We start from the raw sequence: 25,162 nt of genomic DNA, 5'->3' as shown, positions 1-25,162 counted from the left end.
GCTATTATGCCTTGCTTATTGAAAGTGGCTACTCCTCCCAACTTATGAACACGCTCTACAACCCTTTCCATAACCTGCGTCCATAGATAGTCAGTTTTAAACGATCGACCTTTTAGACAGCAGTTTATCCCCTTATTGATGTACAAAAAAATAATGGCATTGTCAATCAGTCAATGCCATTACATATCTTACTTCCTGCAGGCGCTAATCGGCACACAACCTACACTACCGATGATTCTCAGTTTCCTGACTTCCTGACCCGGTCCAGTATTTTTTGTAATCCTGGCGAGCATAATGTTTGTATTTTTCTGGAAGAGCATTTAAGAATTTCAACAAGGGTGTAGCAGGTTCGTAACTCATTTTTTCTTCATCATATACCAAACGAACTATTGAGCTGTATACCCTATCCTTTCCGACAACAATATATTTAATTGTCCGAGGATCTAATCCGTCACTTCCAAATTCGTAGAAAAAGAAGAATTCCTCAGATTTTCCGGCGATTATTCGACGAACAAGATCCCTATCATAAAAAAGCAACTGGCTAACCTGGGGATTGCATGTGTCTTTATATTTTAAAACAAGGGCATTTTGTTTTGGACTAACCTTTGCTTTTTTTAAACTTATATAACACTTTGTTGTTTGTCCAGGTATTACACCATCAGGCCCGGCCTCCCCGATCAACGAAATCTCTAATTTGAACCTTTCTCCATTTTCTTTCCAAGTAAATGCAATGGTTGTATCTGTTATCGTTTTTATATCAAGGTTACTTGCACTCGTTGTTTTACAAGTGCATAGGATGGCAATAAAAGTTAATAATTGTTTCATAATTGATTAGTTTATCGAGTCGCTTCACCAGTTGTCCCTCCGCTCCTGATTGGGAGTGTTCTTGCAGTTTCTGGCACAGTATAGCTAATTGGTCTCATGAATGCAACAAAATTCGACTTGCTATAAGGAGATATTTTTACCTGATCTCCTTGATTGCCTCCCAGGCCATACAAAATATTGCCATTAGCGCTTTGGGCAATAATAAAAGTTACGTGGTATTGAGCACCGGATTTATGTACGCCAATTGCACCTATGAACGGATTTTGCTCTTTAGCGCCCCAAACAGGATCAGTGTAAGTTTCATTTTTATATCCTTCAAATCCAGCTCTGTGCCTTGTTTTGATATTTGAATAAGATGCTGCACCAGCATCTAACTGAGCTTCATAGTCTGTGCTTGAAAGGCAATACCCAACAAAGGAAGCACACCAAGCCATTCCAGCAGTTTCTGGTTTATACTCTCTATTGATGCTGTGGTATCTATTTACCACAGTTGAAGGAGATGTCTTTTCATGTATTCCAACTTGAGTTCTTGCAAGTAATGTCCAAGATGGTTCAAAAATCTCCTTCATAAATATTACTCCTTTAAAGTCCCATAACTGGGATTCATAAGCAAAAGTACTTATGTATTTTGAAAAGTCGTTAGCTACGTTGACGTCCGTCTTGACTGTACTGTTAAAGTTGACATGTTCTTTTTGTAAATATCTCTTGCACTTTTATAGAATTTATCATTCATTTCAAAATGTTGGTTAGGGTTGCTATTATCAATCCGTTCAATTAATCCTCCAGTCTTTTGACTATAGTACCACGTGGTATCTCCTCTCGGATCAATAGATAATATTGGGTTGTTAGCGAGGCTGGCATAGGGGCTCATATCTTTGCTGGGTTTAGGATCCAAATTCCATCTCCTCCCAATCCTCGGGTCATACTCCCAAAACTCAGCAGTATAGCTGTTCCCCTCGCCCTTTATCTCATTCGACTTTTCCTGCCCATTAAACCCATACCGGTAATTCCCATTGACAGCTGTACTGTCCCCTCCGTTGCATATAATGGTGCGCTGGCTACCTACCGTATCAAGCCGGGAAATACTAAAATTGTCAATTGTGAAGGGGGTGGTAAGTCCATCATAGCTGGCAGGGGAGTAGTACCCGAACGTTGAAATTCTAACCGGATACTGTCAGCGCCAAACGGGAATTGCATATTCACCATATTATTGCCCGTTCCAAAATAGAAGAGTCCCTGATAAAATGTATTTGTCCACACCCCTCCCACACGGCTGAATACATTCAAGAACATTCGCTTGTCCGCCGAATCCTCTGCCAGGTTAAACCGGAGGATATAATCGTAACCGCCCGCCAGGGGAAGCGTTGTTTTTACACGGCTGTCATTAACATTGGTGCAGTTTACTTTTATCTTCCGGTCAGTAGTACCCACCAAGCTCAAACTCGTAATACTGCTGTTAAATGGTGTCCACACCTGGCCATTGTCGTTTACATTCACGCCGCTCATCACCGCTGTATTGAAATTGGTGCTATATAAAGTGCTTTCTTCCGCCTTCTTATATTTCCGCAGCACAAAGTTGTCTACTACAAAATAAGTGCCGGAAGTTACAACATTGGAAGTGATCCGTAACCGGAAAAAAAGTAATGGGAGTAGCAGGCGTGGTGACCAATACGCTATGATGCCCAAGCCCGGTTTTCCGTGTAGTAGCACGGTATTGATCATTGCCCGAACTATGGGCCTGACAGCTAAAATAACTAATGCCTGAGGACTTTTCGGTAATATCAAACTCCATCACATAAGTTGTATTGGGCTCTACCTGGCTGATAGGTACTATCGCCAACACGCCATCACTGCTGCCCCCATTGGTCATTTTAACGGCCTGGTTATATAAGGTGATCGTACTGGTAGTTGTCATGCGACCCCATCTCACACCGTTGTGATTCACTTCCAGTCCATCTTGCACCGCACCGCTATCGAGGTTGCTGGAAGCTTTCACTTCTGTAAGATCTTCCACTACTTCATGACAGCCAGGACCTGAGATTCCTCTCCCCGCCATAGCCATGCCAAAAGGATAGTAATCCTGGACTGATAATACCTCAGCAGCATAATAAGCAGTTTTGGTACTATCCGTCGACGAAACAATGCCATGTTTTTTATCGGAAATAACTCCTATTACATTACTGAGGTGGTTCACCAGCTCATAATTAATACGGCCAGACATAATACTATCTGTAACATAGGTTCCATCCTCTGTTACCACCGCCGGTGAAACGGGCGGAAGGGTGTCATACCGATAAATGCCCAACCGGCTGTTACCATATAATAGTTGTTCTTTCCAGGTTAGCTTATCATTTTTCAAACTATAAATAGCCAGGGGTTACCCTGTGCATCACGCACATAAAAAGTAGTAACCGTATCACCATTCACAGGCGCATAAACCTTGGTAACCCGGTTACCATTGGCATCATATCCATAAGTAATGGTAGAACTGTCTTTTTTGATCTTTTCAACTTTCCCATAAATTGTCCACTGGATACTGTCAATTCCTTCAGACACATCCCGTATCAGGTTACCAATAGCATCATATACATAATTCAGGCTATCCTGGTCGTCAATATCTACTTTATGGTTGGTGGCTGCAATACTGTCATCAATATGGTCCAGCTTGTTTGTGCCCGGCAAATAGCGGTAGGTCATATTATCCATTGCCAGCGGGCTATGGGTTGTTCCGGCGCCATTACGGATATAACTTAGAATATTTCCATTGGCATCATAATTTATTCTCTCCTTGTACGCATCAATTATAGAAGTATTACTCCAGCCCGTATCTGTACCCATTAAAGCATGACGGCTCATGCCAGTAAGCCTGTTCAGTTGATCATACAAATAAGTGTAACCGGCCGGCGCGCCATTATTGATTCCAGACAAGGCAAGGGTGGCATAACTGATATTGCCATTGAACAAGGAACTACCTGTTACGGAGCCTGAAGGCGCTGGCGCCTGATAGTTTACCCGGAAAGCTGCAGCACCCGCACCACCTATGGGCTTGTAATCATTGGCGAAATACCCAAGTGAAAAACCATACACATCACGAGACACACGGCTGAATACACCCGTATCCTTTCCGTCTCCCGCTATTTCGTTTGCCGGGTTTACCTGTACACCATTCATTCCTTTGAGCCACCCTTGCAGTGTATAAGCATAATCTATCCCCTGTACTTTATAGTGCCCCAATTCTATCCGGGCCAGCTGGCCATGCAAATAATACCGATAGCTGGCGTCCGTATTCCAAAGCAGGCCATCCCTTCCGGATTGGGCTTCAATGATTCGATTCTCTGCATCGTACAGGTATTTATAGAAGAATTGATCTCCTTCGCCAAGCTGGTAAACCACCCGGTTCACTTTTCCGCTCACAAGATCATAATCATAATCAATACGCTTTCGGCCATTGTTCTCTATAACCCTTAGCGCTTCTATACTTTGCCATATTGATTTTGCATTTCCGTTTACATCATAACTGTAAAAGGTCGAATCTCCGGCGCTGGTTGGCGTAGCCTGAAATACATTGGCTACTACCCGCTTGCGGGATGTACTGCCTGCCTGCTCAGTGAGCAGTGGTGCATCATAGATTGTTTTGGTAACCTCTTTATTATTATTAAAAAAATCCATGAACCAATCCAGGGATTCCTGGTTTTTGGCTATATTATCATCCATTACATATGAATAGAAGGGCAGTTTTTCACCTACCTCTGTAATCCTTCCCAACGCATCATAGCGGGTATAGCTGAAGCGTGGTATACCACCAGCTTGTGTAAGCTGACGTTGGTTTTGAGATACTGCCAACCGGCCAATCCGGTCATACCAAAATTGGTAGCCCCGCCATCCGGGGTTTGCTGATATACAATTGAACTCAGTGTATTATACTGGTAGTTGGAAGTTAACGTGTGCGCTGGCAACATTCCGTTGTAAGGCTGCCAGACAAAAGGCTGCCAGTTAGGATCAATGATTATACCATTGTTTCTGGACACTTCTTCCACCAAAGCGCCGTATTCACCTACTTCATTCAGTATGGACCAGAATACCAAGCCCTGCTTTGTGACCGGCAATTGACAACTATTGGCAGCTTGTTGCGCAATTTCATTGGCAGTTAAACTACGGTTATAAAGGCGCAGGTTCCTCACTGATCCGGTGAATTTTGCAGTCGTACCATCAAACCGTCCCACCAGCAGGTCCGAACTCCACATGCCTGAAAGGCTATAATTCTTGATGCTGTCTGCTTCATAGGTCAAAGCCACCGCAGTTCCATTAATGAATACCCGTATAGGCTGTATGGTATCGGCAATACGCTGTATGGCAATATGCGTCCAGGCACCCGGTGATACCAGCGTGGACAGATTGGCTGTAACTGCCGTAGAAACAGCAGGCCGAATACTGTCGTTTACCGACTGAAGGTTAACGCGTAATTTACCATCCACAATATTTACCCGCCAGCCTTTCAAAAACGACTCCATCCCGATATCTTCATATCCTTCCTTCCGCATCAGTTCCTGGTCGCCAAAAGCAGTGAAATTAAACCAACCTTCAACGGTAAATGGCGAAGAACCAGCATTCATCTGCTCATTGCCGGAAAAATACATCCAGCCATTGTTGTTGAACAGGATTGAATCGGAATACTGGTAACAGTTACCCTCGTTGTATAAACGGTATTGCTTTACCTTTTCCAGTTCAGCATCCGTCAACAGTTGCACACCGGCAGGTGGCACCGTTTTAGCCAGGTTTCCGGCCAGATCATAGTAATATAAGGTGTAATGATATTCATAAAGATTAGCAGTCATGGTGAGCTGCGGTTGTACACTCATGCACTTGGTAAGCCAGGCATCACGGAATGCCCTGTGCACAGAGTCAATATATTTCACATAGATATTATTGGCATTGGTCAGCGCTGTAGCAAATAATTCTGCCGTACAAGGGTTGAGCTCTTCATTCGCGACAAATTCAGTGATCACCGGCTGGTTGCACAGCCTGCTGCTTACTTGCCCATTGGCGCAGTTTTCCAGGAAAGTTTTATACTCACTGTAGGAAAGCGCAAATCCCAGCCGATAATTAAAATAATTACTGAACAAGGTTTCATAATGATCCTCCGTGCTATCAACTGCAGGAAACTTATTCTGAAACTTAACCAGGAGGGCCTGTGCCGTATCACATGCCAGGCACGGTTTGCTGCTTGGTTCAAAGGCCATGGGCAGCTCAATATCATTTTTCAGAATGCCATTACAATTAGTGCAGCCATCAATCAAACCGTTCAACTCCAGGGAATCAAGGTTGTAATCACCGGGGAAATTATTCAGCAAATACCGGTGGAAGGAACCACTGAAACCGGAAGACTGATAGGTAGACTTCACCAGGGCCAGCTTGTTGCATACTGCGGTATCGGCCTCTGATATTATTCTCTTTTCGTAAACAGGTAGTTTACCATGGGGATAAATATTACCCAATAACTCTACCGCACAAGAATCATTAACGGCTGATATGCCTAAAACACCTATAATAGCTTCTTCAAAACTATGGTAGTTTGCTTCGATACTATCAGGAATAGAGGATGTTCCGAATGGATTACCCATGGTACAACCTTTAGAGCAGATATCAATGAACGCCACCTTCAGTTCATCGAGCAGGTATTGTTCTGTGGTGCATTTTTTCAATTGCTTTATCCATACATCTGCCACGGCCTCACAGTTAGAGGCGCATTCTGCGCCAATCTGCTCTTCAATATCTTCACTCTTCTGTTCAGGATTGGTAGCCAGCAGATCAGTCATCATTGCGGAAGGATCCACATATTCCGGATAGCGTCTTTGCTTGTTAGCATATAAAGCGTCATTCGAACCGCCGGTACATTGATGGACTGGGAGTTTCAATGAAAAACAGCTAACAGTTTCATCAACAAGCGTGTTTTGTGTAACATAGGGCGAGTTCATCATCCCGTTAAACATAGCCCCGTAATTAATATAAACAGTATCTATCCCTGTTCTAAAAGTAATGACCGTATCGAAATAATGAAGTTGAGGTTGACCAAACATTTTTACGACCTGTGTAACATGGCGTGTTACCATATAACTTCCACCACGTGGGCCATTATAGTAATACTTACACCAGAAAATGCCATTAGGATTACCTGTACTGGGAGGATCTGCTCTAAACGCAACGCCAAAATTACTTTCATTGGCAGGGCAGGTAAATGCAGTTGTTTCATTGGTACATACCCACACATTTTTGAATGAGCAATAACTGCTACTGCCTGTCTGCGCACTAAAAGAGGCATAAAACCTGGCATTCCCATAGTTTGCAGGCACGATAGAAGGCAATACGTCTGAACTTCCGCGCTCTATATAAAAGACATATCCGGCTTATCAAGCGATACGTAAATGCCATTGGCGCATGTGTCAGGAATACCGCATGTTGATGAGGAGGGATTGTAAGCCAAATAGGGAGGTTTACAGGAAACAGCTTCGAGCCATGCGCTATCAATCAATATCTGAGTAGGGGAAGCTAAGCCGATTTCAAAAAGCCACCAAAATTTCGCATCCATCTTCCTGACAACAACAGTATCCGTATTATTCGTTCGGAATACTCGTATCGTTCCATAAACGGCCGGATAAGGTAAGGGATCTTCAGTGTACCTTTTGTAGGCAATCTGCACAGCAGGGTAAATCTTACATTTATCAGTTCCAGTACAAAGATGAACTTCAGTGGATACACTAAAATCAGTTAAGGAAAGGGCACAGGTATCCACAATATCCAGCGGAGTAGAGCCTACATAGCAGTTGGCGCAGTTGGCAAAAACCTGGTTGCTGCTATTAATCCGGGCCAGCTCATAAAACCGTTGTTTCAGGTTCAGGTAAAACTGTTTATATAAGCCCCATTCCTGGTTGGCAGACCGGCAATCGTTATCCACCACACAGGAATTCCAGCCATTGCATTGTTCTTTACAATACAACATCCGGTCAATGTATTCCAGCACATTTTTGTCGGTTTGCGAAATCCCAAAAATAGTACGTGAAAACAAGCGCAGGCTATCCTGCATAAGCGGATTGAACGCAGCTCCAATATTTCCTGCGGAAAAGAAGGGATCTTTCTTAAGCAATGCCGCATAATCACCACGGTCGTAATAATCCAACGTAATGGCCGAATCGCCATCAATATCATTCTCTACAGCCTCATCAAAGACGTAACTACCAGAGTTGGCCATACACCACAGGTAGCGGCAGTATTCCGGTGCAGCCGCACCAGGGAGTCGCCCCAGGATGATTTAAAATATCGAATAAATAAGGAGTCCGGTAAGTTCTTTACATCCGTTAATACCTCTTCCCCTGCACTATTAACCACCGTCACAGAATCACGTTTTCCGGTTTCATCAACAAAGAAAGCGATGCTGCCCCGCTGCGCCAATACATTGATACTGGCTTCCAGCAATGTATAATTCGCGCTGTCGTACAAAGCATATTGACTGCCCGGTGATACATCCATTTTGAGCAGCTCCAGCTTTTCATCACAGGGCGATTTCACACAAGTGCTCTGAATACGGAGACAATTCTGCCAGAGCGAATCATACAAGGCCAGTACGAATAAGGAATCCTCCTGGGCAAAAGCAATGGAATCCCTCGTATACATACCTTTAAACCTGCCAAAGAACTCAGCAGGTGTTCCGAGATCGTCCTTGCAGGTTTCACAATTATTATAGCATCCGTAAAAATCTGAATTCTTCAACTCATCCAACAAAAAGTAATTGAGCTTCTTAACGTTGGTATTTTTACAATATGCACATTGTCGTAAAAATTGAGGGCATCCTCACTGATCTTTAATTGATAGCTTACATAGTATTCGCCAATAGCGGGAACTTCTATCACCAGCGAGTCAGTAATAACAGCGGGGATGTTGGCGCAGGTAGTGTCAAACACCATACCGGCGGCACGGGTGGCCGTTTTCAGCGTATTACCACAATCATCTTTCACCACAATTTCCAGATCATAATAACAGTTATTACAAATAATACTGTTATCGCCAGGGCCATGCAATACCTGCAACCGCACAGGATCAAGCCTATAATGCAATGTATAATCACCCGTTATCGGCGCCATGAAGGTAGCGTTGGCAGAAAGCGAATAGTCTTCAGTACTTTTCAGGAAATCATCGGGCTTGATAAGATCGGCCGTTACGCGGGTAGAAGCCCCCGCCCCATTGGAAGGCAAACCTTGTACATTGGGAGGGGTGGCGCCGGCCAATGCCGTAGCTATAGTTTTGCCTCCGGCGTTCATATAACTTACACTGATCTGTCCATTGGGATCCACTACCATATTCTTAAGGTAGCGACTGGCGTTGCCGGCTTCTGATCCAAACAACCTGTCCAGCTCTACCTGCGTAGGTTTGCCATAAAAATATTTGGTTTCATGGCCCGATCCAATCCTGAAAGCAGGACCCAAACCGCCTTGCCTTTTAACCCGGCCCGTATTATCACCTGTAAAATCTATGATGGTAAAGGGTATCCTTCAGCATCCGGAATATACTTTGCATAGTAGTAAGCATGCTGAAAAGTATTATTGGGGGAATAATACTGAGAAGCCCCGGAAGTGCTCTTCATGGAAGCACCATTCGTTACACAACTATCCTCATCAATATCAGCAAAACTGTAGGGTACGCCGGCCTGGTTCTTATTAAAGCTTTTAAAATAATGGATCGTATTATCGGCAACGGGTACCGGAAGCACCGAAGCCTTTTGCCTGCCCAGGTTGTCATAGATCGTTTCCAATACAACAGCAACCTGATCGGAAGTATTCAAGGTCACCGATTGCCTGCTTCTCAGGGTACCATCAAAATAGCTGATCACTTCTTTCCGCTTGCCTTCTTCTGCAAAAGTAATTGAGTATTGCCAGTTCAAATGTTCCTCGTGCCAGTCAAACTTTACGACCCCGCTCCCGGGAGTAGGAGCAGATAGCTCTTTGGCAGCATAATTCCAGTTACCTTCATACCGCAATACGTTGTTGTCGCCCCGCAACTGTACGCCCCGTATGCGGAATAATATGAACCCGCTGTTGTATATCATATTGAGCGTATAGCTGGTAGCAGCAGTAGTTACCCGCGAACTGTTATTAGTAAACCAGGCAGCCAGCGTATCTTCCGGAACAACATAGTGCCCCCGCTATAAAAATTGTTTTGCAGGGAGTTTCCAGCAGCACTGCTGCTGTCAATAACGGTATATTCCAGATCAAACAATTCCGCCCCGGGGTAATTAGCTGCAACCCAGTTAACAGACACCTGATTGCCTGTTTTATGAAAAGTAGCTACATCAGTGCTAACATCCTCAAACAAGTATTTTCGCTGTATGATCGTTTGCCCTTTCAACCGGAAAATGGGTGGAGGCGCCCCCCAAAGAATAGGCAACACTATTTATGGTAACTGTATATTTATGGGCGCCTTTAAATTTGAACAAGGCTACTCCCTTGTATTTGCCGCCACTGGTCGTGTCAAAGCGCACTACCATTGATATATTGTTAAACTGCTGCGCTATTTCGGAAGTATCGGAGGGGTTATTGTAGGTAGTGATGTTCAGATTCACCGTACAGGTGAACGGTTTTGAATAAAAATATACCGACGTATCAAAATTGATCTCAAAGGAAATAATATTATCTGCCACCTGCGCTATCGAATGATCGATAAGTGCCCAGGATGAGGGAGATTTAAATTTTTCATCTGTTACAGAGAAAGACTGGCCGGCTGTAACCTGGGCGCCTTTCAATTCATTTACATAAGGTTCTTCTGCCCCCACCACAGGCTGGTGGATCAGCATAGCCAGTACCGGCAATAGACACAGAATAAGGTTCTTGATTAGCATTGTCTTTTTCTCATGCTAGGGCAGTGCGTTTATGTTATTCCTGGTTGATCAATTCGTAAGCTGAATAAGGCGCTTTCAGCGTTATTTTTTTACCCGACCCTGAGAAATACTTCTTTTCAGGATCAAAGCTTGTAGTAGTTTCCTCTTTCTGTGCCGAATATTCAATGGCCATCCGGTAATTGAAAGCGTCAACACTTTCATCTCCTTCCTCCACGGGGGCGCCTCCCTTACCAGATGCGCCTGTCCTTTCACCTTCTTCAAGCGGTGTTAACTGCCACATGTCAATATTTATTTTTTGGATCCGATGATCCAAAGGAGAATAATAAATACTGTATCCCTGCATTCCGGCTTCTTTTAAGCCTTCCACCGTTAATATCTTGAATGGCCCTTTCACAGTAACTTTCGCCGCCGCCGCCTGCTGTTGCATTAATTGCCTGAACTTTTCCAAATCGAAGCCAGGTGTCATTTTCGGAGCCGGGTTCTTTTCTACTGGTGTAATAGCGATTACATTTTCTTCATGATCAATGAGGATAAACCGCTGGTCCTTCCTGATTATTTCCACCTTGCCAATGATATAAACATAGTTCTGTCCAAACAGGGTGTACCTGAATGGTTTCTCTTCCATGAGCCGTGGAGTCGCTTCATTTTCATCAAACAATCGCAACACTCCTTCATAATTTATTTTCCCCTGTCTGTAATGGGCCTGCACCAGGTTGTTCATTACTGCAAGCGGGTCTTCCCCGGTAGGCTGCCCAAGGTCGGTTGTATCGCCGGTGATGGCCTCTTGCTCTACCACAACAGTCCTTTTCTGTATTTGGGCAACGCCCAATCCCCACAAAATGGCAAGCCCCGCCACCCCTACTATCAACAACAACGCTTTTCCTTGTTTCATACACTAATGGTTTTACAACTTAGTTTGTAGTTCGTTTTGGTGAAGACCTCGTTTCCCTGATGGTCATAATACCACGCTCTGTTTCCTTCTTTACCCGCACCAATATACCTTCATCGTCGTACTCATAAAAAGTGGCAAAGTTATTTTCGTCCATCTCAGCCATCAAACGTTGACTAGAAGCATCGTAGGTATATGATTTCATCTGACCATCAAACGGATGTATACGTATATCGTCCACGTAAATAGTAGAACCCATACCCGTAAGCTGAAGGGTAAATGATACAGCAGATGAAGCCAGGGCAAATGGTATTTCAACCCGTTTCCAGCCTTCAATAACAGGCCATTTATTGATACTGCTGATAAGGTTGGTCCCGTTTAACGAAACATTCATAGCGGCAGCGGCATCGCGGGGGCATTATCTTTTACCCAAAGGCTGAGTATATATTTTTCTGACGCAAAGGAAGAAATCCCTCGCCAGTGCATCTGATTTCAAAACATACTGCCCGTTGATATCAAATTCAAACAAAGCGGTACCAGGTTCTGCAGCATAAGGTCTGTCAAGCGTTAGCGTATTACCGGCAGCAAGCCTCAGACTGTACTTACCGCTGTGTGCCTGGTTGGAAAGGGCAACGCCCGTTCCATTTATGGAACGCCTGAAGTCAAAATGCCCCTTAGCGCAGGTATCAGCTCCGCAATCAAGCGAGAAATAATAGTCCTCAAATCCGTCAAAACCGATTTCCCGGTATTGGGCATTAGAAGCAACTGCGGTGGGTGCCGATTCCAAGTAGCCAAACAAGGCTGAACTATACCTGTTAAGCACATCCCTGCTCTCTACTTCGGTTCCTTTTCCATTGTAAAGTGTTACAGTATTCGTAGCAACCCAGTTGGGACCTCCGTTCTTTTCGAATTGAGTGGTGAAATAATAAAGAGGGATATATGAATTGAAATAACCAGCCCTTCTGATGTTCGTGCTGCCCGGGATGGCATCGCTGCCAACCGGCGCGCCTCTTCTTTCCTGGTAGGAATATTGTTGCATAGGATGCCAATTGCCCAATACTCCTTCTGTATAAGGATTGAAAACATTATTGATGCGAAGCCCCGGCATGCCGGCAATATCCAGTTGCCTGCACCGTACAGGTGTGCCGCTGCTGTCAATGGTAAAACCACCCGGGCAATAGGCAGTCAAAGGAACGTTGGCCTGAAAATTAATATTCCGGATCTCGTTCGTCGTAAATATCAGATCGAGTTGCTCATAATTTTGAGCAGCGGCAATCTCGGCAGGCGTATTATTATATATTTCAGCGCCAAAAAGAGCTGGTCCTCCCAAATTACTGCCTACCAGTTGAATTTTATTGGGTCCTTCCCTTAAATTGACCGGATAGATATGCCATTGCTGGAAATTGGCGTCATTGGTTACATCCAGGCGTAAAGTATCGTTCACTATGATGCGTACATAATTGTCACCAGCTATACCGATATAATACCTTTTAGCGGCAGGCGCCGTTACGTAGGCAGTAAAACCCCGCCAGGTAGTGGTGGTGGCATCGCCGCAAGGCCATACACCTGCGCGGTTCATTGGCCCAAATACAGTCCCCCGTCAAAGTTCCACCAGAATGTATTGGCTGCATTTATTGTTACCGGATTGCCTCCTGTGCCGTCCATATTGAAAGAACTATCATGAATAACAGTACCCAGGCCACCATAGGCCCCGTTACCCTGCAAACAATAACTGCCCGATACATTGCTGGTCAGCGAATCCATCACATCCCGGTACAGATAACGATAACAATAATTACCATCTCCCGAAAGCGTATACCCTGATGGGCAACTACCGGCCGTCACGCACGTCTGCGCCAACGGCATGCTCCACTCCTCACTGAATACAGCAGCTTTAGCATCCAGTACCCTCGAAAATTCATTGATCTGCAAAATATTGTTAAAGACCTGATAGCGCATGAAAGCAATAGTAGCCAAGGCATTACCAGGCATATTTCTTTTGCCCGATCTCAACACCCGCACCTGCAGGCCCGATACCTGCTGAATAATGCCCGATTTGTCAATAAGGCGTAGTTCATTACCTCCCAATCCGTTTGCCGCCGTATTGATCACCCAGTATTTATTGCTGGATGCAATATCAATGAGCTCATCTCCCGGACCGAGCGCAGACTTGTATATGGGATGCAGAATTTCGCCATTCGCATTGGTACTGAAGCCAGACATAATAGTTCCAAGGTTTTGGGAAGCCAACCCCATGCCGCTATTTATCCAGTGAGCGGGATAACTGAAGCTATAGACCGGTTCATCAAACTCATTCTGTGATTTGGCCATCAACACGGCACCCGTTACAGCATCCCACATTACATTTTCAGCAGTAACAGACGATCCGTTTTCAGTACTCCTCACTTTCTCCAGCACTGCAAAACGGTTTACAATCTTAATAGTGGAGGCGGCCCGGTAAGAACGCTTTTCATAATTAACACCGATACCTGGGAAAAAGAAGGGTAATGGAAAGAACAAGGCAGCTCCAGACCCGCCACTCACCTTTACACTTACACCCAGGTTATCCATCGTTTGCTCCCGCATATCCGTGAAAAGCTCCACATCAGTACCTATCACAGCATCTTCCACGTGCATGTCCGGGTAAAGTACCTTGACAGCATTATTCAACTCTTTCTTTTCGGCGGTTTCATTAACCGTCTTATAATAGTTCTCCACGGATGAGACCTTCTGCCCCGATCTATTATAGATAGTAGTAATTTTTCCTTCCCATGCATATCATTCAGCTCCACGACATAGCCCTGAGAAAGACCAATATGATCTACCACCACGGCACTCACCAGCTTGAGAATGTTTGAACTCATGGGCTTCCGGCGCTCCAGCGGCAACCAGTCCACCTTTACCGGGTATTCCTTTGCTGTATAAAATTCACTGATAGTTTCCCCCGTCCTGTTGGCCGTTTCTGCGTCGCCGGTCCCTATGTTTTTAACAGACACCTTACTATACCCAACCGTGGCTGCCGGGAAAAAGGATTCACAAAAGGGCTGCTCGATATAATAGAAATTATCAAGCCCCAGGAATTGTTTTTGTTTATAGGATACCGGTTGACGAAAAGGATTCTCATCGTTACCGATCATCGGTTCATAAGAAGCTACGCCCGATGAAATAACAAACTTATTGCCTGCATTGTCTTTAATAGTATTAGTATAGGAATACAATTGAGAATAAGTGGCCGTTTGAGCGCCGGGCGTTCCCGACATATTGACCCAATTGTCACTCATGTCAATACGCTTTACGCGGGCCCCTCCACCATACTTTTTAAATGCAGGACTATACAATCTTACCCAGGACTTAGATAACTCTACATTATTGGAGAATCCTTTGTGCTTGGCCCTTTTTCAAAACCATACACCAATTCCTTAATAGAAGCAACGGCTGTTACCAATGCTTTAACAGCTTTTACAAAATCGCCTCCATCGTCCTCATAATTATCCGATCCGGGATAAGCATATTGGGGAGGTGCATACGCAGGAACTGCCAACCGGCTTTGGCAATAGGATTAATACCACTGTTTTTGTCCAGCGTTATCCGGGCAGTAGTGGAATTTACATAACTCACACTCTTTATAGATGCATAGCCAGGCACAAACTCTTTATGACCTTCTCCATCAACATCCATAAAAATTTGAAATAAAGATTTTCCATATCCTTATTACCCTCTCTGAAATACCTAAACCTCATTTCCTGCTCGTTGCTAACCGGCCGGGGCAGGGTTACATAAATATGGTCGGCTTCCACCAACCCACCCGAGGAGCCCGGTGAGCCTACTCCGGATACAAAACACATTTGAGCCGCCCGCTTATCCTGAACATAGGCATAATCATCTGCCTCGTAGGTAACCTGGATGGCGCCTCCGGAGGGCAGGTCAATCTTCTTTAATTGCCAGGCGGCTGCATATTTTGATCCCAATGTACTGTCCTGCAGCGTATAAGGAAACTCAAATTATTAAGGCCGCCGGGGTTATTCGCCACATCCTTGAAATTTCCCCACCGGTCATATTGCCGCACCGCATATTGACTGAAAGTAGAATCATAATGAAAGGTATAAGGATGCAACCGACCCCGTTGATTTTGACCAAAAGTGAAATAAACCTTGCGCAGCGTTAACTTTCCCTGATTACCAATCGTATTGGGAAGCCCTGAACAAACGGAATAATCGTATTCAAAATGGGCTACCTTGATGGGTATGGTAAGGGCCGGATTATTACCATGGAGTTTAAGATCAGATTTGGAGTATAAGCGTATCTCTTTAAGTCGCTTCAATTTTGCAGAAGTATCCTTTCCTCCTGCAGGCCCCGCTACCCCCAAACCATCAGCCCTGTCTTCCACAATGAAATGCGCCACCATCGTTTTGGATTCTACAGAATGCAGGTACCATACCTCTTTGCGGCCATACACGTAATTGGCCTTATCATCCCGGTTGTCGCTCAAAAAACCTTCATTGTAGTTGGCACTGTCATAAGGTGTACGCCACTGATATTCATAAGGCAGTTTGGAATAATTGAATTTGGTAGCCGTTCCCAGGTCATCATCAGAGATTCCATTACCTGTACGGTCCACATAATCGGACGAAAGCACAGCCGATAATAAATAGGAAGTTGCATAAGGCGGTGTGATGTCTTTTGAATAATAACTCTCCCTGCCATGGGTATTACTGGCTGAGTTATCAACACCATGCTCATAATTGATGATCCCCCTGTTCCGCTTTGTAAGATCCGGAGGTACGCTAAAACTTACCTCCTCCTGGTACGTGTTGTATACCGGTATCCCATAAACAGTCCTTCTTCCGTCACTGCCTGTAACAGTAGCTTCTGAGATATGGTGTTTTTCCTATAGTCACTGGAACGATTAATATTTGTTACTGCAGTGCCGCAATTATTAATGACCAGCGAGTCAGGATGAAGACTCCTGATCTGCTTGTCCAATGCATGATTTACAGCTTCTGAAGCTGGCAGATAGCTGAATGGTTCGTTTCGTAATTCTCTTTTATCCCGCTTCAGCGCTCCCTATTGCAATACCCGAACGTTGAGCTTTTGTGACCAGGCTATTGCCTGCAGAAGCACCATCTATCACATTACTGAACGACTTGGGAAGGCTCACCGCTACAGGTTGCGTATTATGGATTTTAGCAAGATAGTCCTTGTCTGTGATCACCGATTCGCCTACCTTTTTAAAATAGGCCGGCTCATCCAGCGGAGTGAGAAAGTTCAATTTATCCTGAAATCTCCATTCCGGATAAAATCATTTTGCTTTTTCCATTTTCCGTTATTCGTTTTTGTTCCCTGGTAATACAAGTTGGCCCCTATATCAAAATAAGCACCGGCCCCCAGTTCTACACCCAGGGAATAATCGTTGCTGCCCCTTCCGATTTATGATCAAACAAAATGCCCGAGCTACCACGATAAGCCCTGTACTGCCCTACCCCGCCCTGGCTGGTAGCCATAAACAGATCATTAGTAGGTACAGGTATTGGTAAATAACTCACCTCAGGGCTATAGGGAATATCTTTTTCCCGGTTAAAGTCAAGTAATGCATCAGAAGCATTCCTCCCCTTTTCACTGTGGATGTATCCATAAGCAGGAAGGCTGCGTACATTTTGCGCCAGCTTTTGCTGACTGTAAAAACCACTTATACCCAATCCCACGTAGGCAACAAACACTTCTGGCCCCACTTCGAAAGAAAGATTGTAAGAGTTCGTCTTGTTAGGAATATCGATCGTCGGCGTATAAGTATCACTATTAAAAGAAATAAAGAGCTATTGCTAAAACTTGCATTCCTTAACAAATTGCCTACCTTATTCTTCTTAAACCCCTTACCTGCACTAAAGGAACCACTCAGCGTCATGCCAGCCAGACCTGCTCTTGAATTATAGGAGAAGCCGATCGATTTGGAAAGGGATGCCGAATTCTCACTGGACCCCAGGTTGACCTTTAGAATATTGGCGTTGATACTGGTACTGGCGCCGTCAAAGAACTCAGGTTCAAACCCACCGATCCCAGGTTTTTGTGCCGGAAAGACTTAATGTATCCGTTGGTTTTGCCGTCTTATCTCCCGCCACATAGTTAGAAAGACTAAGCCCCGTGTTGGCCCCCAGCTCCATACCAACACCCCGGTAATTATCAAACTTTACACCGAGACTAAGCGAAAGTGTCAGGTTGAGTTGCTTTTTCTTCTTGGCCTTGGCCTTGATCTTATCTTTGGGTATACCCAGGAAATCCAATGACACCGAAACCTTAGCGCCCTTGGTAATATGATCTTTCATACTCATCTCACGCGTCATCATATCCTGCCCATTAAAATCATCTGGCAGGCCCCTCAATTGTCTGTTCAACACGCCGGGGTTAAGGCCCCAGCCATATCCTACCCAACTGGCTTCATCGTCCATACCCGAGCCTGCCTGGTACGCAAGGTTCAAGGGGTATCCACCCACATCCATCAAAGGAATATTATAATTAAAGTCACCCGTAAACAGGTCTACCAGGTCCGAACCGCTTATTGGTTGAAACCCGGTCATTTCAGGTTGAGAAGGTCCCGACGTTAAGGCCACTGATCGAAGAGGCAACAAGAGTTCTGCCGCCATCAAGATCAGGAAAAAGCGGGCAATCAATTTCCGATGTCTGTCAATCTTCATCATGTTATATCCCGGAAGGTTTAGGATTTGTTGGTTATTGGGTCATTTATAGGTAAAGTGTTGGCGTCCCACGCCAAAAGCCTGGTCGTTATAAATGAGCTCTATATCTTTTGGAACAATGCTGTCTGTTTGTTGAAAAGCGATCATGTACTCATATAAGTTTGCCTGTCCATTCTCTATCTTCTGGCAAATAGCCGGCAACAGCGTATCCCCTGCCTGTACCAGTTCAAAATCCCGTTGGATATCAAAACCAGGTAAGTCAATTGGTCTTTCTCCGGACGCTTTGTACTTTCTTGCCGTATGCGTACATTGAAATAATAAAACTGATCATTGGCTGAGTCGCCAGTTTGCTGCACAGTTGGTGTTGGCCCTTGCTGATCCCCTGTGGCAATAATCGACTCGTAATGGTTATTGTACCTGATTTAATTTCCTGTATATACCGCCTATCATTCACCCCCATAGTTATCTGTTGCCGGTTCCTGGCAGTACATCCTGCAATGCAAATACTAACCACCAAAACAATTAGCTGCCTGTTGCTCATTTTTCGTCTTTATAAATAAAACGTAAACTACCAATCCTCCCATTGGGCAATGCCACCTTCAGCAGGTACTGCTGCCCTTCCTTGAATCCATTTAATGAAGAAAGATCAAGGTCATACTTATTTAATCCTGCATTCAACTGCAGTTCCGGCAGTTGCTTCACAAAAGCGTCCGGCTGGGCCAGGTTTACAATGGAATAATTTAGCCGTGTAGCCGCATACGCATTGGTGCAGGAAAAACGCAATACACGATTGGCTATATAAAAGCTGCCATCGGGTACCTCTTTTAATTCGCGGTAAGAATCTTTCTCTTCTTTCTTCTTTTCTTCCTCACAGCGTATTGTAAATGCCCATATTTCAGATTTCGTGATGATGGAAGTACCGGTATAGGCTGTTACCTGCCACACATATTTTTCCCAAAACCAGGTCGGGCAACTGGGCAGGATAAGCCAGGTTATTACTCAACAGGTCGGCCTGGTTAATAACCGGTACACTGTTGCTGAGCGCCTGGATGGCTGTTTGTCCGTCTTTCAATTCTGCCAATATTAACCGGAAACGCATGGCAGGAGAAACCGGTGTAGGGGCTGCCAGATGAATTGCGGCCTTGTGTTGCATATTTCATCACCATCTATTGGATTTACCAACAACAAAGGCGTAAAAGGCTGATTGAAATGATTAAAGCAATTCTCAAATACTTCCGGCAGTGCTGCATTTTTCGATTCCCCGATGTTCACTTCATAACAATACTCCAGGTCACCTTCCGGAAAACGGCCCGTATTATTCACAATAGTACCCATGGCCGAACGGGAAAAAATGAATTTACTATTGGCATAAACAGTCCGGTTGATCAGCGTCTCCCCTGTTCTGAACAACATAGAGGGAGTTTGGATCACCACTATTTCCCGCCCCCGTTTTCCCGGACACGGATGGTAATAAACCCACGCAGCTCCCCTCCGGAAGAGTTCATGACCTGCGCCAAAGCCAGGCCATCCATGGTTTGTCCATATATTGCCGGGTTAAAAGTGACCACCACTTGTCCACTGCACATGGTCACAATGCCACATACGCCTATCAACATCAAAAAGTATTTCAGAAACCGTTTCCGCATTAGTAATTATTTAATCAGGTATTGAATACTCAATCGCCCCTGAACAGACGCTGTAATACAGGTCGTTCTACATGCAGGTTTTTACGAACATCCAGGTATAAGGTCATCATAAACCTTTTCCCCAATTGCCCCGACAGGTTTTGCTTTATACCAGCCTGCCTATACCAGCCTTCTATACTATTGTAACCAATTGCCGAAGAAGCACTCACCTTTCCAAACAAGGAATACGTAAAACCCACATCTGTTACCAAAGAAGAGTTGTAATAGACCCAGCCGGTAGTATTGTTACCAACATGATTATAGCTGGTATTCCAGTACAGCATATGCCTGCGGATGGTGATGTTCTGTGTAGAGGTAAAAAGCACCGACCTGTTAAAGGCCATTTTATCAGCAGCAATCGCATACTTATTATTTTGTAAGGAGACCGACAGGTAATTACGATAATACAACCGGGCAATCTTTTGGGAGAAATTACCATCGATTGTAAAGCGGTCTGCTGCATTCTGTATGTACCGGGTCCCTTCTTCAATACGCAAGGATCGTACGGGCTGATAGCGCAGGCCGATATATTGTCCCCTGGTTACTTTCCACCGGGCATCCAATGTAAGATTCGTATTACGCCATTTTTTTCCAACTCATCGTTATACTTGTATTCACGCAGATCACCACGGATACCAATACGCAACACTTTCTTGAATAGATCTTTCCGGAAGTCTATACCCGCTTCCTTACTTCCTCTTGGCAGATACAGGTTACCAGGATTTTGATACCCATTGGCAATACTTTTTACGTAGAAGCGGTAAGAAAGCCCGATATCTTCAACCATATCTTCATACGACATTGACAAGGCCAGGCTTTTGGAAAAATGGTCGCCGGACAACAACCGGTTGATGGCCGATTTATCCTGCTGTGATGTATCCACCGCACTCCGTACATTTTCATACTGCATGGAAGATTTGGAGATCTCAGCAGATATATTCCCCGGGCGCCGATATCCAGCCGGTTACTGAGTGTCATTACTATCGTATTCTTCTGTGGACTTACAGTACTGAAATTATTACCGGTATTTATCTTATCGTTGCGTTGGTAGGAGAAAAACTGATGTGTGCATGCGTAGCATCCAGTTCGCCTTTACCGATACGAATACCTTTACAAAACTACCGGTATTATTAAGCGCATTCGTAAATGGCATATCATACAGGGAATTATTATCATCCTGCCGGCCAGCAACCAGGAAAAGATAATTCTTTTTATTACCCAGCTCGGCCTGTACCCCCGTACTGATATGATCCTGTAAGGTAAATGGACTTAATGACACAGCCTGGCGCCCCATGCTGAGCTTATTAAAGCTTAAAAAGAATTTTTGAAAAGCATTCAGGTTAAGATACTTCCTGGCCAGCATTTTTACAGAAGCAGGATCGCTTAGCAACTCATCCAGCTTTCCTTTTTCAGCACCCCTCTTCCTTTATCTTTCTCATTAACCCATTCGACTCCAGCCGCTTTCGCCAGGCGGCTACTTTTTCCATCAGCTCCAATGTTCCTTGATATTGATGCAGTCCTTCTTTAATCCTGCTCATCACCTGCTCATCTACCGGCTGGCCGTTGTTGACCTTATCCTGCAATTGCAGATACTGTGTTTCATAGTCCTTTATTTTTGCAGGTAACTAGTATTCAGCAGCCGCTTTTGTATAGAAAACAAATCCTGGTTAAAAAGATCCTCTGTATTGCCCAATTCCTGCAGCTTTCCTTCCAATACCCCGTCATACTTTCCTGCAGGTTTTTAAGATCATTTTGGAGAGCATTAGCAGCCTGCTGTTTCATGGACCCCAATAACTCCGAACCGTCAGGCAACAGGTTTTTCAAGTCTGCAGTTTTACGCAACCTGTTACCCAGATCACGTAAATAATCCTTCCTGTCAAAATCCATAGAAAAATTATTCATCCCTTTCCCAGGAAATACCGAATAATCCAATCGCTGGTAATCGAGGGACACCGGAACGCCCAATATGCCCAGGTCCAGCGATGCAGATACTTCATTCACAACGGATGACTGACCAGTATAAAAGAATAGGGTTCTACAGAACCATGATAATTCACAACAGCGCTATTTACACTAACCGGATTTACGAAAGCATCCTTCACCAACTGCTTTATTTCCTGTGCTACTTTCAGAGAGTCCCGTATAGGCAAATGCTTCTTCAACTGGCCTACATACTTATCAACCGACCCTGCCTTCTTTACATCCCGTAGCGTGGCTTCGATATTTCCCTGCAGCTTTTGAACCACCAGGGAATCAAATGCCTCATGCGCCCGTTGTGTTTTAAATGTAGAATCATTTACCAACGATAAGATGGCAGTTTGAATATGCTTTTTTGCTGTTCTGCTTAAACCGGAGTCGGGGAGAAGTTTATTACCAGCTATTTCCCGGATAGCATTATGCTCCAACAGTGCCTTGTTAAACACAGCCGAATCAACTTTTGAATACTTCAGCGCAGATTTAATCTGAAATTGGTTAGGGAAGGTATCACGTACTAGCCTTCTCGTTGGAATGCTGTCATGATTTTTTTGGGACCAGGCAATGAAAAAAAGGCACTGTCCCACTAAAGATAAGGTTACGATCTTAGCAGTCAAGTTTTGGATTTGGGTTCGACTAAAATTAATTAAAACAGATGCTCACAAAAATTAATTTTATGCTTCTAAACACCTAACCCTTACCAATAATGTTTAGATATTGCATGCAGCCTGCAATATGATAAAAAATAAATTATATCAACTACCGTATTTTCCACATCAGCACTACCAATAGATTTTCGTTTGACCACAGTTTATTGCAAAATGATCTTATCCATCCTGATCTCCGATCCATATCCATTGTACAATTTCAGGATATATACCCCTCTTTTAAAACGACCCGTTTCAATAGTAAAATTGTTCCTGGCTGTTTTTCATCCAGGATCAGTTTACCATTCATATCGATCAGCCGGTAGCGGATCGGTTTCTGCACAGCAGGTTCTGTTTCTACCTGTACATAACTGGTGGCAGGATTGGGATACACACTGGTAGTATATTTCCGGGGAAGGTCTTCCGGGTGCTCCCGGATGGGCAGGATTGTACCGGCAAATTCAAAAACCAGGATCGCTCCGCGATTGTCGAGGTCCTGGTTGTTAGAGCCGCTGGGGCCTGAAGTAGAGCCAATACTATCTGTAATAATGAATATTTTGCCATCCGGGCTTAGTGCAATGTCACGGTATCGGTTGTCCGACTTGAAATACCTAACAGAATCGCCGATGATCGCATCTTTGGCAGCATTGAGCCGGTAGCGGAACAATATACCCGTACGCAACGTTGGCACCAGCAGAGAAGGATACCAATTGGGGATACCCCGGCCACTGTTGAGGTTATAAAATTCAATACTGGAGGGCGCAATAGTAGGATATTTCAACCAGCCATTGGCAATCTCACAAACCGAGGAAGGTAAGGGAGTACAAACCGTATAGGCTTTTACCAGCGGCTTCTTGAAAAGGCTCTTTACTGCGGCAGGCGCATTTTTCTCCTGCATCACTGTAGCACCGGAAGGAATATAAAAGGGCTTTCCACAAATCCCTGGTTACAATTGGTAGCCGTAGACCAGTTTACGTATTGATAATTTACTTCATCAGTATCGCCTGCAATATAAGGCCAGCCATAATTTCTGCCACTCTCGATGCTATTCACTTCATCATCTGTGTTGGGGCCATGCTCAGCGCTGAAGAGTTTACCGCCCGGTGTAAGTATAGGATAAGTAGCCCCATTGGAAGGATTTTTCTCCCATACCAGGCCTTGGGGATTCCTGTGCCCGATAGTATAAATATGGCTCCGCACCCCATTCCACAGCGGATTATCATCGGGTATCGACCCATCAAAGTTGAGTCTTAATACCTTGCCCGAATACAATGTATAAGTACCATTATTTATATCCGTTTGCGTAGGCAGTTTTTGTGAGCGTATTTCTGTACACCGGTTATTAAACTGGTTATTGCCCAGGTCGCCACAGGAATAATACAGCTTTCTGTCGGCACCAATGATCAGCCTGCCAGTGCTGTGATCACCCCCGGCAGGGATACCTTGTATCAGTGTGGTGGGATTGGTAAGCGAAGGAGAGGCGCCGCCATTGTATAAATAACGAACGATCCTGATATTACTGCCATTGTAACTATAGGCTACAAAGATCGAATCAGTACCATTGTTAAAATCAGGGTGCAAAGCCAGTCCCAACATACCATTCTGGCCAATGCTGGAGGCAGCATGGGGAAAGGAGCCATCCCGCGTAATATTCAACGTCACATTTCCCTGGATGTCAAGAATTACCTGCCGTACACCTGTACCGGTATCCACCCGTAAGATGCGACCCACTTTTTCTGTAATATATAAATGGTTATCCGGCCCGTACACGATATCAAAAGGATGTGCCAGCCGGTAATTACCAGCACCCGCCTTTTCATTTAAAACTGTACGTGTAAAAGGTTCATTTTGAGCAATTGCAGAAAAAGAAAATAATATACCAATGGTGGGCAGTAGCAGGATATTGTTTTTCATATTCGGGATAAGGTTGGGTATAACGGGTTATCGATCTTAACATTACGAAAATGGTAATTTTTAACTGTAAAACAATAGCTGAAACCCGCACTGGACCTAGTATATATACGATTGTAGGTTTGACACCCATGTTATACATTTACGCTTAACCATGGTACCATAAGGTACCCAATCCAAAACTTATGAAAACATATTTACCAGTAAAACCAATACTGCTCTGCATATGTTCTTTAGTGTTACCCCTGATAACCCTTGCACAGGTGGCCCTTGTGCAAACTGGTAAAAGTTATGTAAACGTTACCAAAGGTTTAAACGGAGGCACTATTGAACCGGGAGATACTTTAGAGATCCGCGCTACCATTGCTGTAGGCAATTGGGATGCCCGGTCAGTGAGCCGTGCCCACTATGTAGATACCATTCCCGCCAACACCACTTATATTCCGGGCAGTTTGAAGATCCTTACCAATGAAGGCTTGACTTTCAAAGCCTACACGGATGCTTCGGGAGATGACCCTGCCTACTATGATCCCGCAGGCTACCTGCGCATCAACCTGGGCAGTACCAATAACACCGGCGCTAGTTTAGGCGGTGCCTGTACCAGTACTACCCCTGGTCTTTACCCTATGGGGGATTGATACATGGAGACGGACGCC

The 25,162-nt window shown here is 44.5% G+C and carries 37 protein-coding genes; 1 reads left to right on the top strand and 36 read right to left on the bottom strand.

Annotation, left to right across the window (positions count from 1 at the left end; translation table 11 throughout):
- Window positions 1-225: 225 nt before the first annotated feature.
- From RS881_RS06080 to RS881_RS05905, 36 genes are all read right to left on the bottom strand, one after another.
- Window positions 226-825, bottom strand: a complete 600-nt coding sequence (locus RS881_RS06080; RefSeq protein WP_315820256.1) for a hypothetical protein — start codon at window positions 823-825, stop codon at window positions 226-228.
- Window positions 826-836: 11 nt separating this feature from the next.
- Window positions 837-1,394, bottom strand: a complete 558-nt coding sequence (locus RS881_RS06075; protein WP_315820255.1) for a C40 family peptidase — start codon at window positions 1,392-1,394, stop codon at window positions 837-839.
- A gap of 493 nt (window positions 1,395-1,887) precedes the next feature.
- On the bottom strand, window positions 1,888-2,397 hold the full coding sequence (locus tag RS881_RS06070) for a hypothetical protein (protein WP_315820254.1): 510 nt from the start codon (window positions 2,395-2,397) through the stop codon (window positions 1,888-1,890).
- The gene (locus tag RS881_RS06065) at window positions 2,381-3,184 is read right to left on the bottom strand and encodes a hypothetical protein (protein WP_315820253.1); all 804 of its coding nucleotides are present in this window, start codon (window positions 3,182-3,184) and stop codon (window positions 2,381-2,383) included. Before RS881_RS06065 ends, RS881_RS06070 begins: the two co-directional genes overlap by 17 nt.
- Window positions 3,181-4,668 carry an RHS repeat domain-containing protein gene (locus tag RS881_RS06060; protein WP_315820252.1) on the bottom strand — a complete coding sequence of 496 codons (1,488 nt, stop codon included), beginning with the start codon at window positions 4,666-4,668 and terminating at the stop codon, window positions 3,181-3,183. The genes RS881_RS06065 and RS881_RS06060 overlap by 4 nt, the downstream gene beginning before the upstream one ends.
- Window positions 4,569-7,175: a LamG domain-containing protein gene (locus RS881_RS06055; protein WP_315820251.1), complete on the bottom strand. Its 2,607-nt coding sequence runs from the start codon at window positions 7,173-7,175 to the stop codon at window positions 4,569-4,571. Before RS881_RS06055 ends, RS881_RS06060 begins: the two co-directional genes overlap by 100 nt.
- Window positions 7,176-7,207: 32 nt before the next feature.
- Complete coding sequence (locus tag RS881_RS06050; RefSeq protein WP_315820250.1) at window positions 7,208-8,071, bottom strand: hypothetical protein; 864 nt, start codon at window positions 8,069-8,071, stop codon at window positions 7,208-7,210.
- Entirely contained in the window at window positions 8,032-8,493 is a 462-nt protein-coding gene (locus RS881_RS06045; protein ID WP_315820249.1) for a hypothetical protein, read from the bottom strand. Before RS881_RS06045 ends, RS881_RS06050 begins: the two co-directional genes overlap by 40 nt.
- Window positions 8,494-8,585: 92 nt before the next feature.
- Window positions 8,586-9,302 carry a hypothetical protein gene (locus RS881_RS06040; protein WP_315820248.1) on the bottom strand — a complete coding sequence of 239 codons (717 nt, stop codon included), beginning with the start codon at window positions 9,300-9,302 and terminating at the stop codon, window positions 8,586-8,588.
- Window positions 9,303-9,346: 44 nt separating this feature from the next.
- Complete coding sequence (locus tag RS881_RS06035) at window positions 9,347-9,922, bottom strand: DUF6443 domain-containing protein (RefSeq protein ID WP_315820247.1); 576 nt, start codon at window positions 9,920-9,922, stop codon at window positions 9,347-9,349.
- Between the two features lie 29 nt (window positions 9,923-9,951).
- Window positions 9,952-10,188, bottom strand: coding sequence for a hypothetical protein (locus tag RS881_RS06030; protein WP_315820246.1), 237 nt, complete (start codon window positions 10,186-10,188; stop codon window positions 9,952-9,954).
- Window positions 10,181-10,711: a hypothetical protein gene (locus tag RS881_RS06025; protein WP_315820245.1), complete on the bottom strand. Its 531-nt coding sequence runs from the start codon at window positions 10,709-10,711 to the stop codon at window positions 10,181-10,183. Before RS881_RS06025 ends, RS881_RS06030 begins: the two co-directional genes overlap by 8 nt.
- 34 nt (window positions 10,712-10,745) lie before the next feature.
- Complete coding sequence (locus RS881_RS06020; RefSeq protein ID WP_315820244.1) at window positions 10,746-11,603, bottom strand: hypothetical protein; 858 nt, start codon at window positions 11,601-11,603, stop codon at window positions 10,746-10,748.
- A gap of 19 nt (window positions 11,604-11,622) precedes the next feature.
- Window positions 11,623-11,994, bottom strand: coding sequence for a hypothetical protein (locus tag RS881_RS06015; RefSeq protein WP_315820243.1), 372 nt, complete (start codon window positions 11,992-11,994; stop codon window positions 11,623-11,625).
- Between the two features lie 24 nt (window positions 11,995-12,018).
- Window positions 12,019-13,179 (bottom strand): hypothetical protein, encoded by a 1,161-nt coding sequence (locus RS881_RS06010; protein WP_315820242.1) that lies wholly within the window; start codon window positions 13,177-13,179, stop codon window positions 12,019-12,021.
- Window positions 13,176-14,318: a hypothetical protein gene (locus RS881_RS06005; RefSeq protein WP_315820241.1), complete on the bottom strand. Its 1,143-nt coding sequence runs from the start codon at window positions 14,316-14,318 to the stop codon at window positions 13,176-13,178. The genes RS881_RS06010 and RS881_RS06005 overlap by 4 nt, the downstream gene beginning before the upstream one ends.
- Entirely contained in the window at window positions 14,267-14,881 is a 615-nt protein-coding gene (locus RS881_RS06000) for a hypothetical protein (RefSeq protein ID WP_315820240.1), read from the bottom strand. The genes RS881_RS06005 and RS881_RS06000 overlap by 52 nt, the downstream gene beginning before the upstream one ends.
- 80 nt (window positions 14,882-14,961) lie before the next feature.
- Window positions 14,962-15,141, bottom strand: a complete 180-nt coding sequence (locus tag RS881_RS05995) for a hypothetical protein (RefSeq protein WP_315820239.1) — start codon at window positions 15,139-15,141, stop codon at window positions 14,962-14,964.
- 82 nt (window positions 15,142-15,223) lie between these two features.
- Window positions 15,224-15,568 (bottom strand): hypothetical protein, encoded by a 345-nt coding sequence (locus RS881_RS05990; RefSeq protein ID WP_315820238.1) that lies wholly within the window; start codon window positions 15,566-15,568, stop codon window positions 15,224-15,226.
- Window positions 15,535-16,218 carry a hypothetical protein gene (locus tag RS881_RS05985; protein WP_315820237.1) on the bottom strand — a complete coding sequence of 228 codons (684 nt, stop codon included), beginning with the start codon at window positions 16,216-16,218 and terminating at the stop codon, window positions 15,535-15,537. Before RS881_RS05985 ends, RS881_RS05990 begins: the two co-directional genes overlap by 34 nt.
- A gap of 426 nt (window positions 16,219-16,644) precedes the next feature.
- Window positions 16,645-16,869: a hypothetical protein gene (locus RS881_RS05980; protein WP_315820236.1), complete on the bottom strand. Its 225-nt coding sequence runs from the start codon at window positions 16,867-16,869 to the stop codon at window positions 16,645-16,647.
- Between the two features lie 121 nt (window positions 16,870-16,990).
- The gene (locus tag RS881_RS05975; RefSeq protein WP_315820235.1) at window positions 16,991-17,317 is read right to left on the bottom strand and encodes a hypothetical protein; all 327 of its coding nucleotides are present in this window, start codon (window positions 17,315-17,317) and stop codon (window positions 16,991-16,993) included.
- Between the two features lie 321 nt (window positions 17,318-17,638).
- Window positions 17,639-18,292 carry a hypothetical protein gene (locus tag RS881_RS05970; RefSeq protein WP_315820234.1) on the bottom strand — a complete coding sequence of 218 codons (654 nt, stop codon included), beginning with the start codon at window positions 18,290-18,292 and terminating at the stop codon, window positions 17,639-17,641.
- A gap of 39 nt (window positions 18,293-18,331) precedes the next feature.
- Entirely contained in the window at window positions 18,332-18,490 is a 159-nt protein-coding gene (locus tag RS881_RS05965) for a hypothetical protein (RefSeq protein ID WP_315820233.1), read from the bottom strand.
- Window positions 18,491-18,826: 336 nt separating this feature from the next.
- Window positions 18,827-19,234, bottom strand: a complete 408-nt coding sequence (locus RS881_RS05960; RefSeq protein WP_315820232.1) for a hypothetical protein — start codon at window positions 19,232-19,234, stop codon at window positions 18,827-18,829.
- Window positions 19,185-19,388, bottom strand: coding sequence for a hypothetical protein (locus tag RS881_RS05955; RefSeq protein ID WP_315820231.1), 204 nt, complete (start codon window positions 19,386-19,388; stop codon window positions 19,185-19,187). The genes RS881_RS05960 and RS881_RS05955 overlap by 50 nt, the downstream gene beginning before the upstream one ends.
- Window positions 19,373-19,723 (bottom strand): hypothetical protein, encoded by a 351-nt coding sequence (locus tag RS881_RS05950; protein ID WP_315820230.1) that lies wholly within the window; start codon window positions 19,721-19,723, stop codon window positions 19,373-19,375. Before RS881_RS05950 ends, RS881_RS05955 begins: the two co-directional genes overlap by 16 nt.
- Complete coding sequence (locus tag RS881_RS05945; RefSeq protein WP_315820229.1) at window positions 19,723-19,935, bottom strand: hypothetical protein; 213 nt, start codon at window positions 19,933-19,935, stop codon at window positions 19,723-19,725. The genes RS881_RS05950 and RS881_RS05945 overlap by 1 nt, the downstream gene beginning before the upstream one ends.
- Window positions 19,936-19,964: 29 nt before the next feature.
- Window positions 19,965-20,537, bottom strand: coding sequence for a hypothetical protein (locus tag RS881_RS05940; protein ID WP_315820228.1), 573 nt, complete (start codon window positions 20,535-20,537; stop codon window positions 19,965-19,967).
- A complete protein-coding gene (locus RS881_RS05935) occupies window positions 20,516-20,884 on the bottom strand; it encodes a hypothetical protein (RefSeq protein ID WP_315820227.1) in 369 nt (122 codons plus the stop codon). The genes RS881_RS05940 and RS881_RS05935 overlap by 22 nt, the downstream gene beginning before the upstream one ends.
- A gap of 123 nt (window positions 20,885-21,007) precedes the next feature.
- Window positions 21,008-21,364, bottom strand: a complete 357-nt coding sequence (locus RS881_RS05930) for a hypothetical protein (RefSeq protein WP_315820226.1) — start codon at window positions 21,362-21,364, stop codon at window positions 21,008-21,010.
- A gap of 19 nt (window positions 21,365-21,383) precedes the next feature.
- The gene (locus RS881_RS05925) at window positions 21,384-21,557 is read right to left on the bottom strand and encodes a hypothetical protein (RefSeq protein ID WP_315820225.1); all 174 of its coding nucleotides are present in this window, start codon (window positions 21,555-21,557) and stop codon (window positions 21,384-21,386) included.
- A gap of 49 nt (window positions 21,558-21,606) precedes the next feature.
- A complete protein-coding gene (locus RS881_RS05920; protein WP_315820224.1) occupies window positions 21,607-21,975 on the bottom strand; it encodes a hypothetical protein in 369 nt (122 codons plus the stop codon).
- Window positions 21,972-22,379 (bottom strand): hypothetical protein, encoded by a 408-nt coding sequence (locus tag RS881_RS05915; RefSeq protein ID WP_315820223.1) that lies wholly within the window; start codon window positions 22,377-22,379, stop codon window positions 21,972-21,974. The genes RS881_RS05920 and RS881_RS05915 overlap by 4 nt, the downstream gene beginning before the upstream one ends.
- Window positions 22,380-22,815: 436 nt before the next feature.
- The gene (locus tag RS881_RS05910; RefSeq protein ID WP_315824370.1) at window positions 22,816-23,493 is read right to left on the bottom strand and encodes a PQQ-dependent sugar dehydrogenase; all 678 of its coding nucleotides are present in this window, start codon (window positions 23,491-23,493) and stop codon (window positions 22,816-22,818) included.
- Window positions 23,493-24,509, bottom strand: a complete 1,017-nt coding sequence (locus tag RS881_RS05905) for a PQQ-dependent sugar dehydrogenase (RefSeq protein WP_315820222.1) — start codon at window positions 24,507-24,509, stop codon at window positions 23,493-23,495. The genes RS881_RS05910 and RS881_RS05905 overlap by 1 nt, the downstream gene beginning before the upstream one ends.
- 233 nt (window positions 24,510-24,742) lie before the next feature.
- Between RS881_RS05905 and RS881_RS05900 the strand changes: the two genes are divergently transcribed.
- Window positions 24,743-25,144 carry a hypothetical protein gene (locus RS881_RS05900; RefSeq protein ID WP_315820221.1) on the top strand — a complete coding sequence of 134 codons (402 nt, stop codon included), beginning with the start codon at window positions 24,743-24,745 and terminating at the stop codon, window positions 25,142-25,144.
- Window positions 25,145-25,162: the final 18 nt, after the last annotated feature.

This window comes from Paraflavitalea speifideaquila (genome assembly GCF_032395985.1).
Lineage (GTDB): Bacteria > Bacteroidota > Bacteroidia > Chitinophagales > Chitinophagaceae > Paraflavitalea > Paraflavitalea speifideaquila.
Note: the sequence above shows the minus strand (reverse complement) of the source record. Positions and strands in the feature narration are given on the sequence as shown.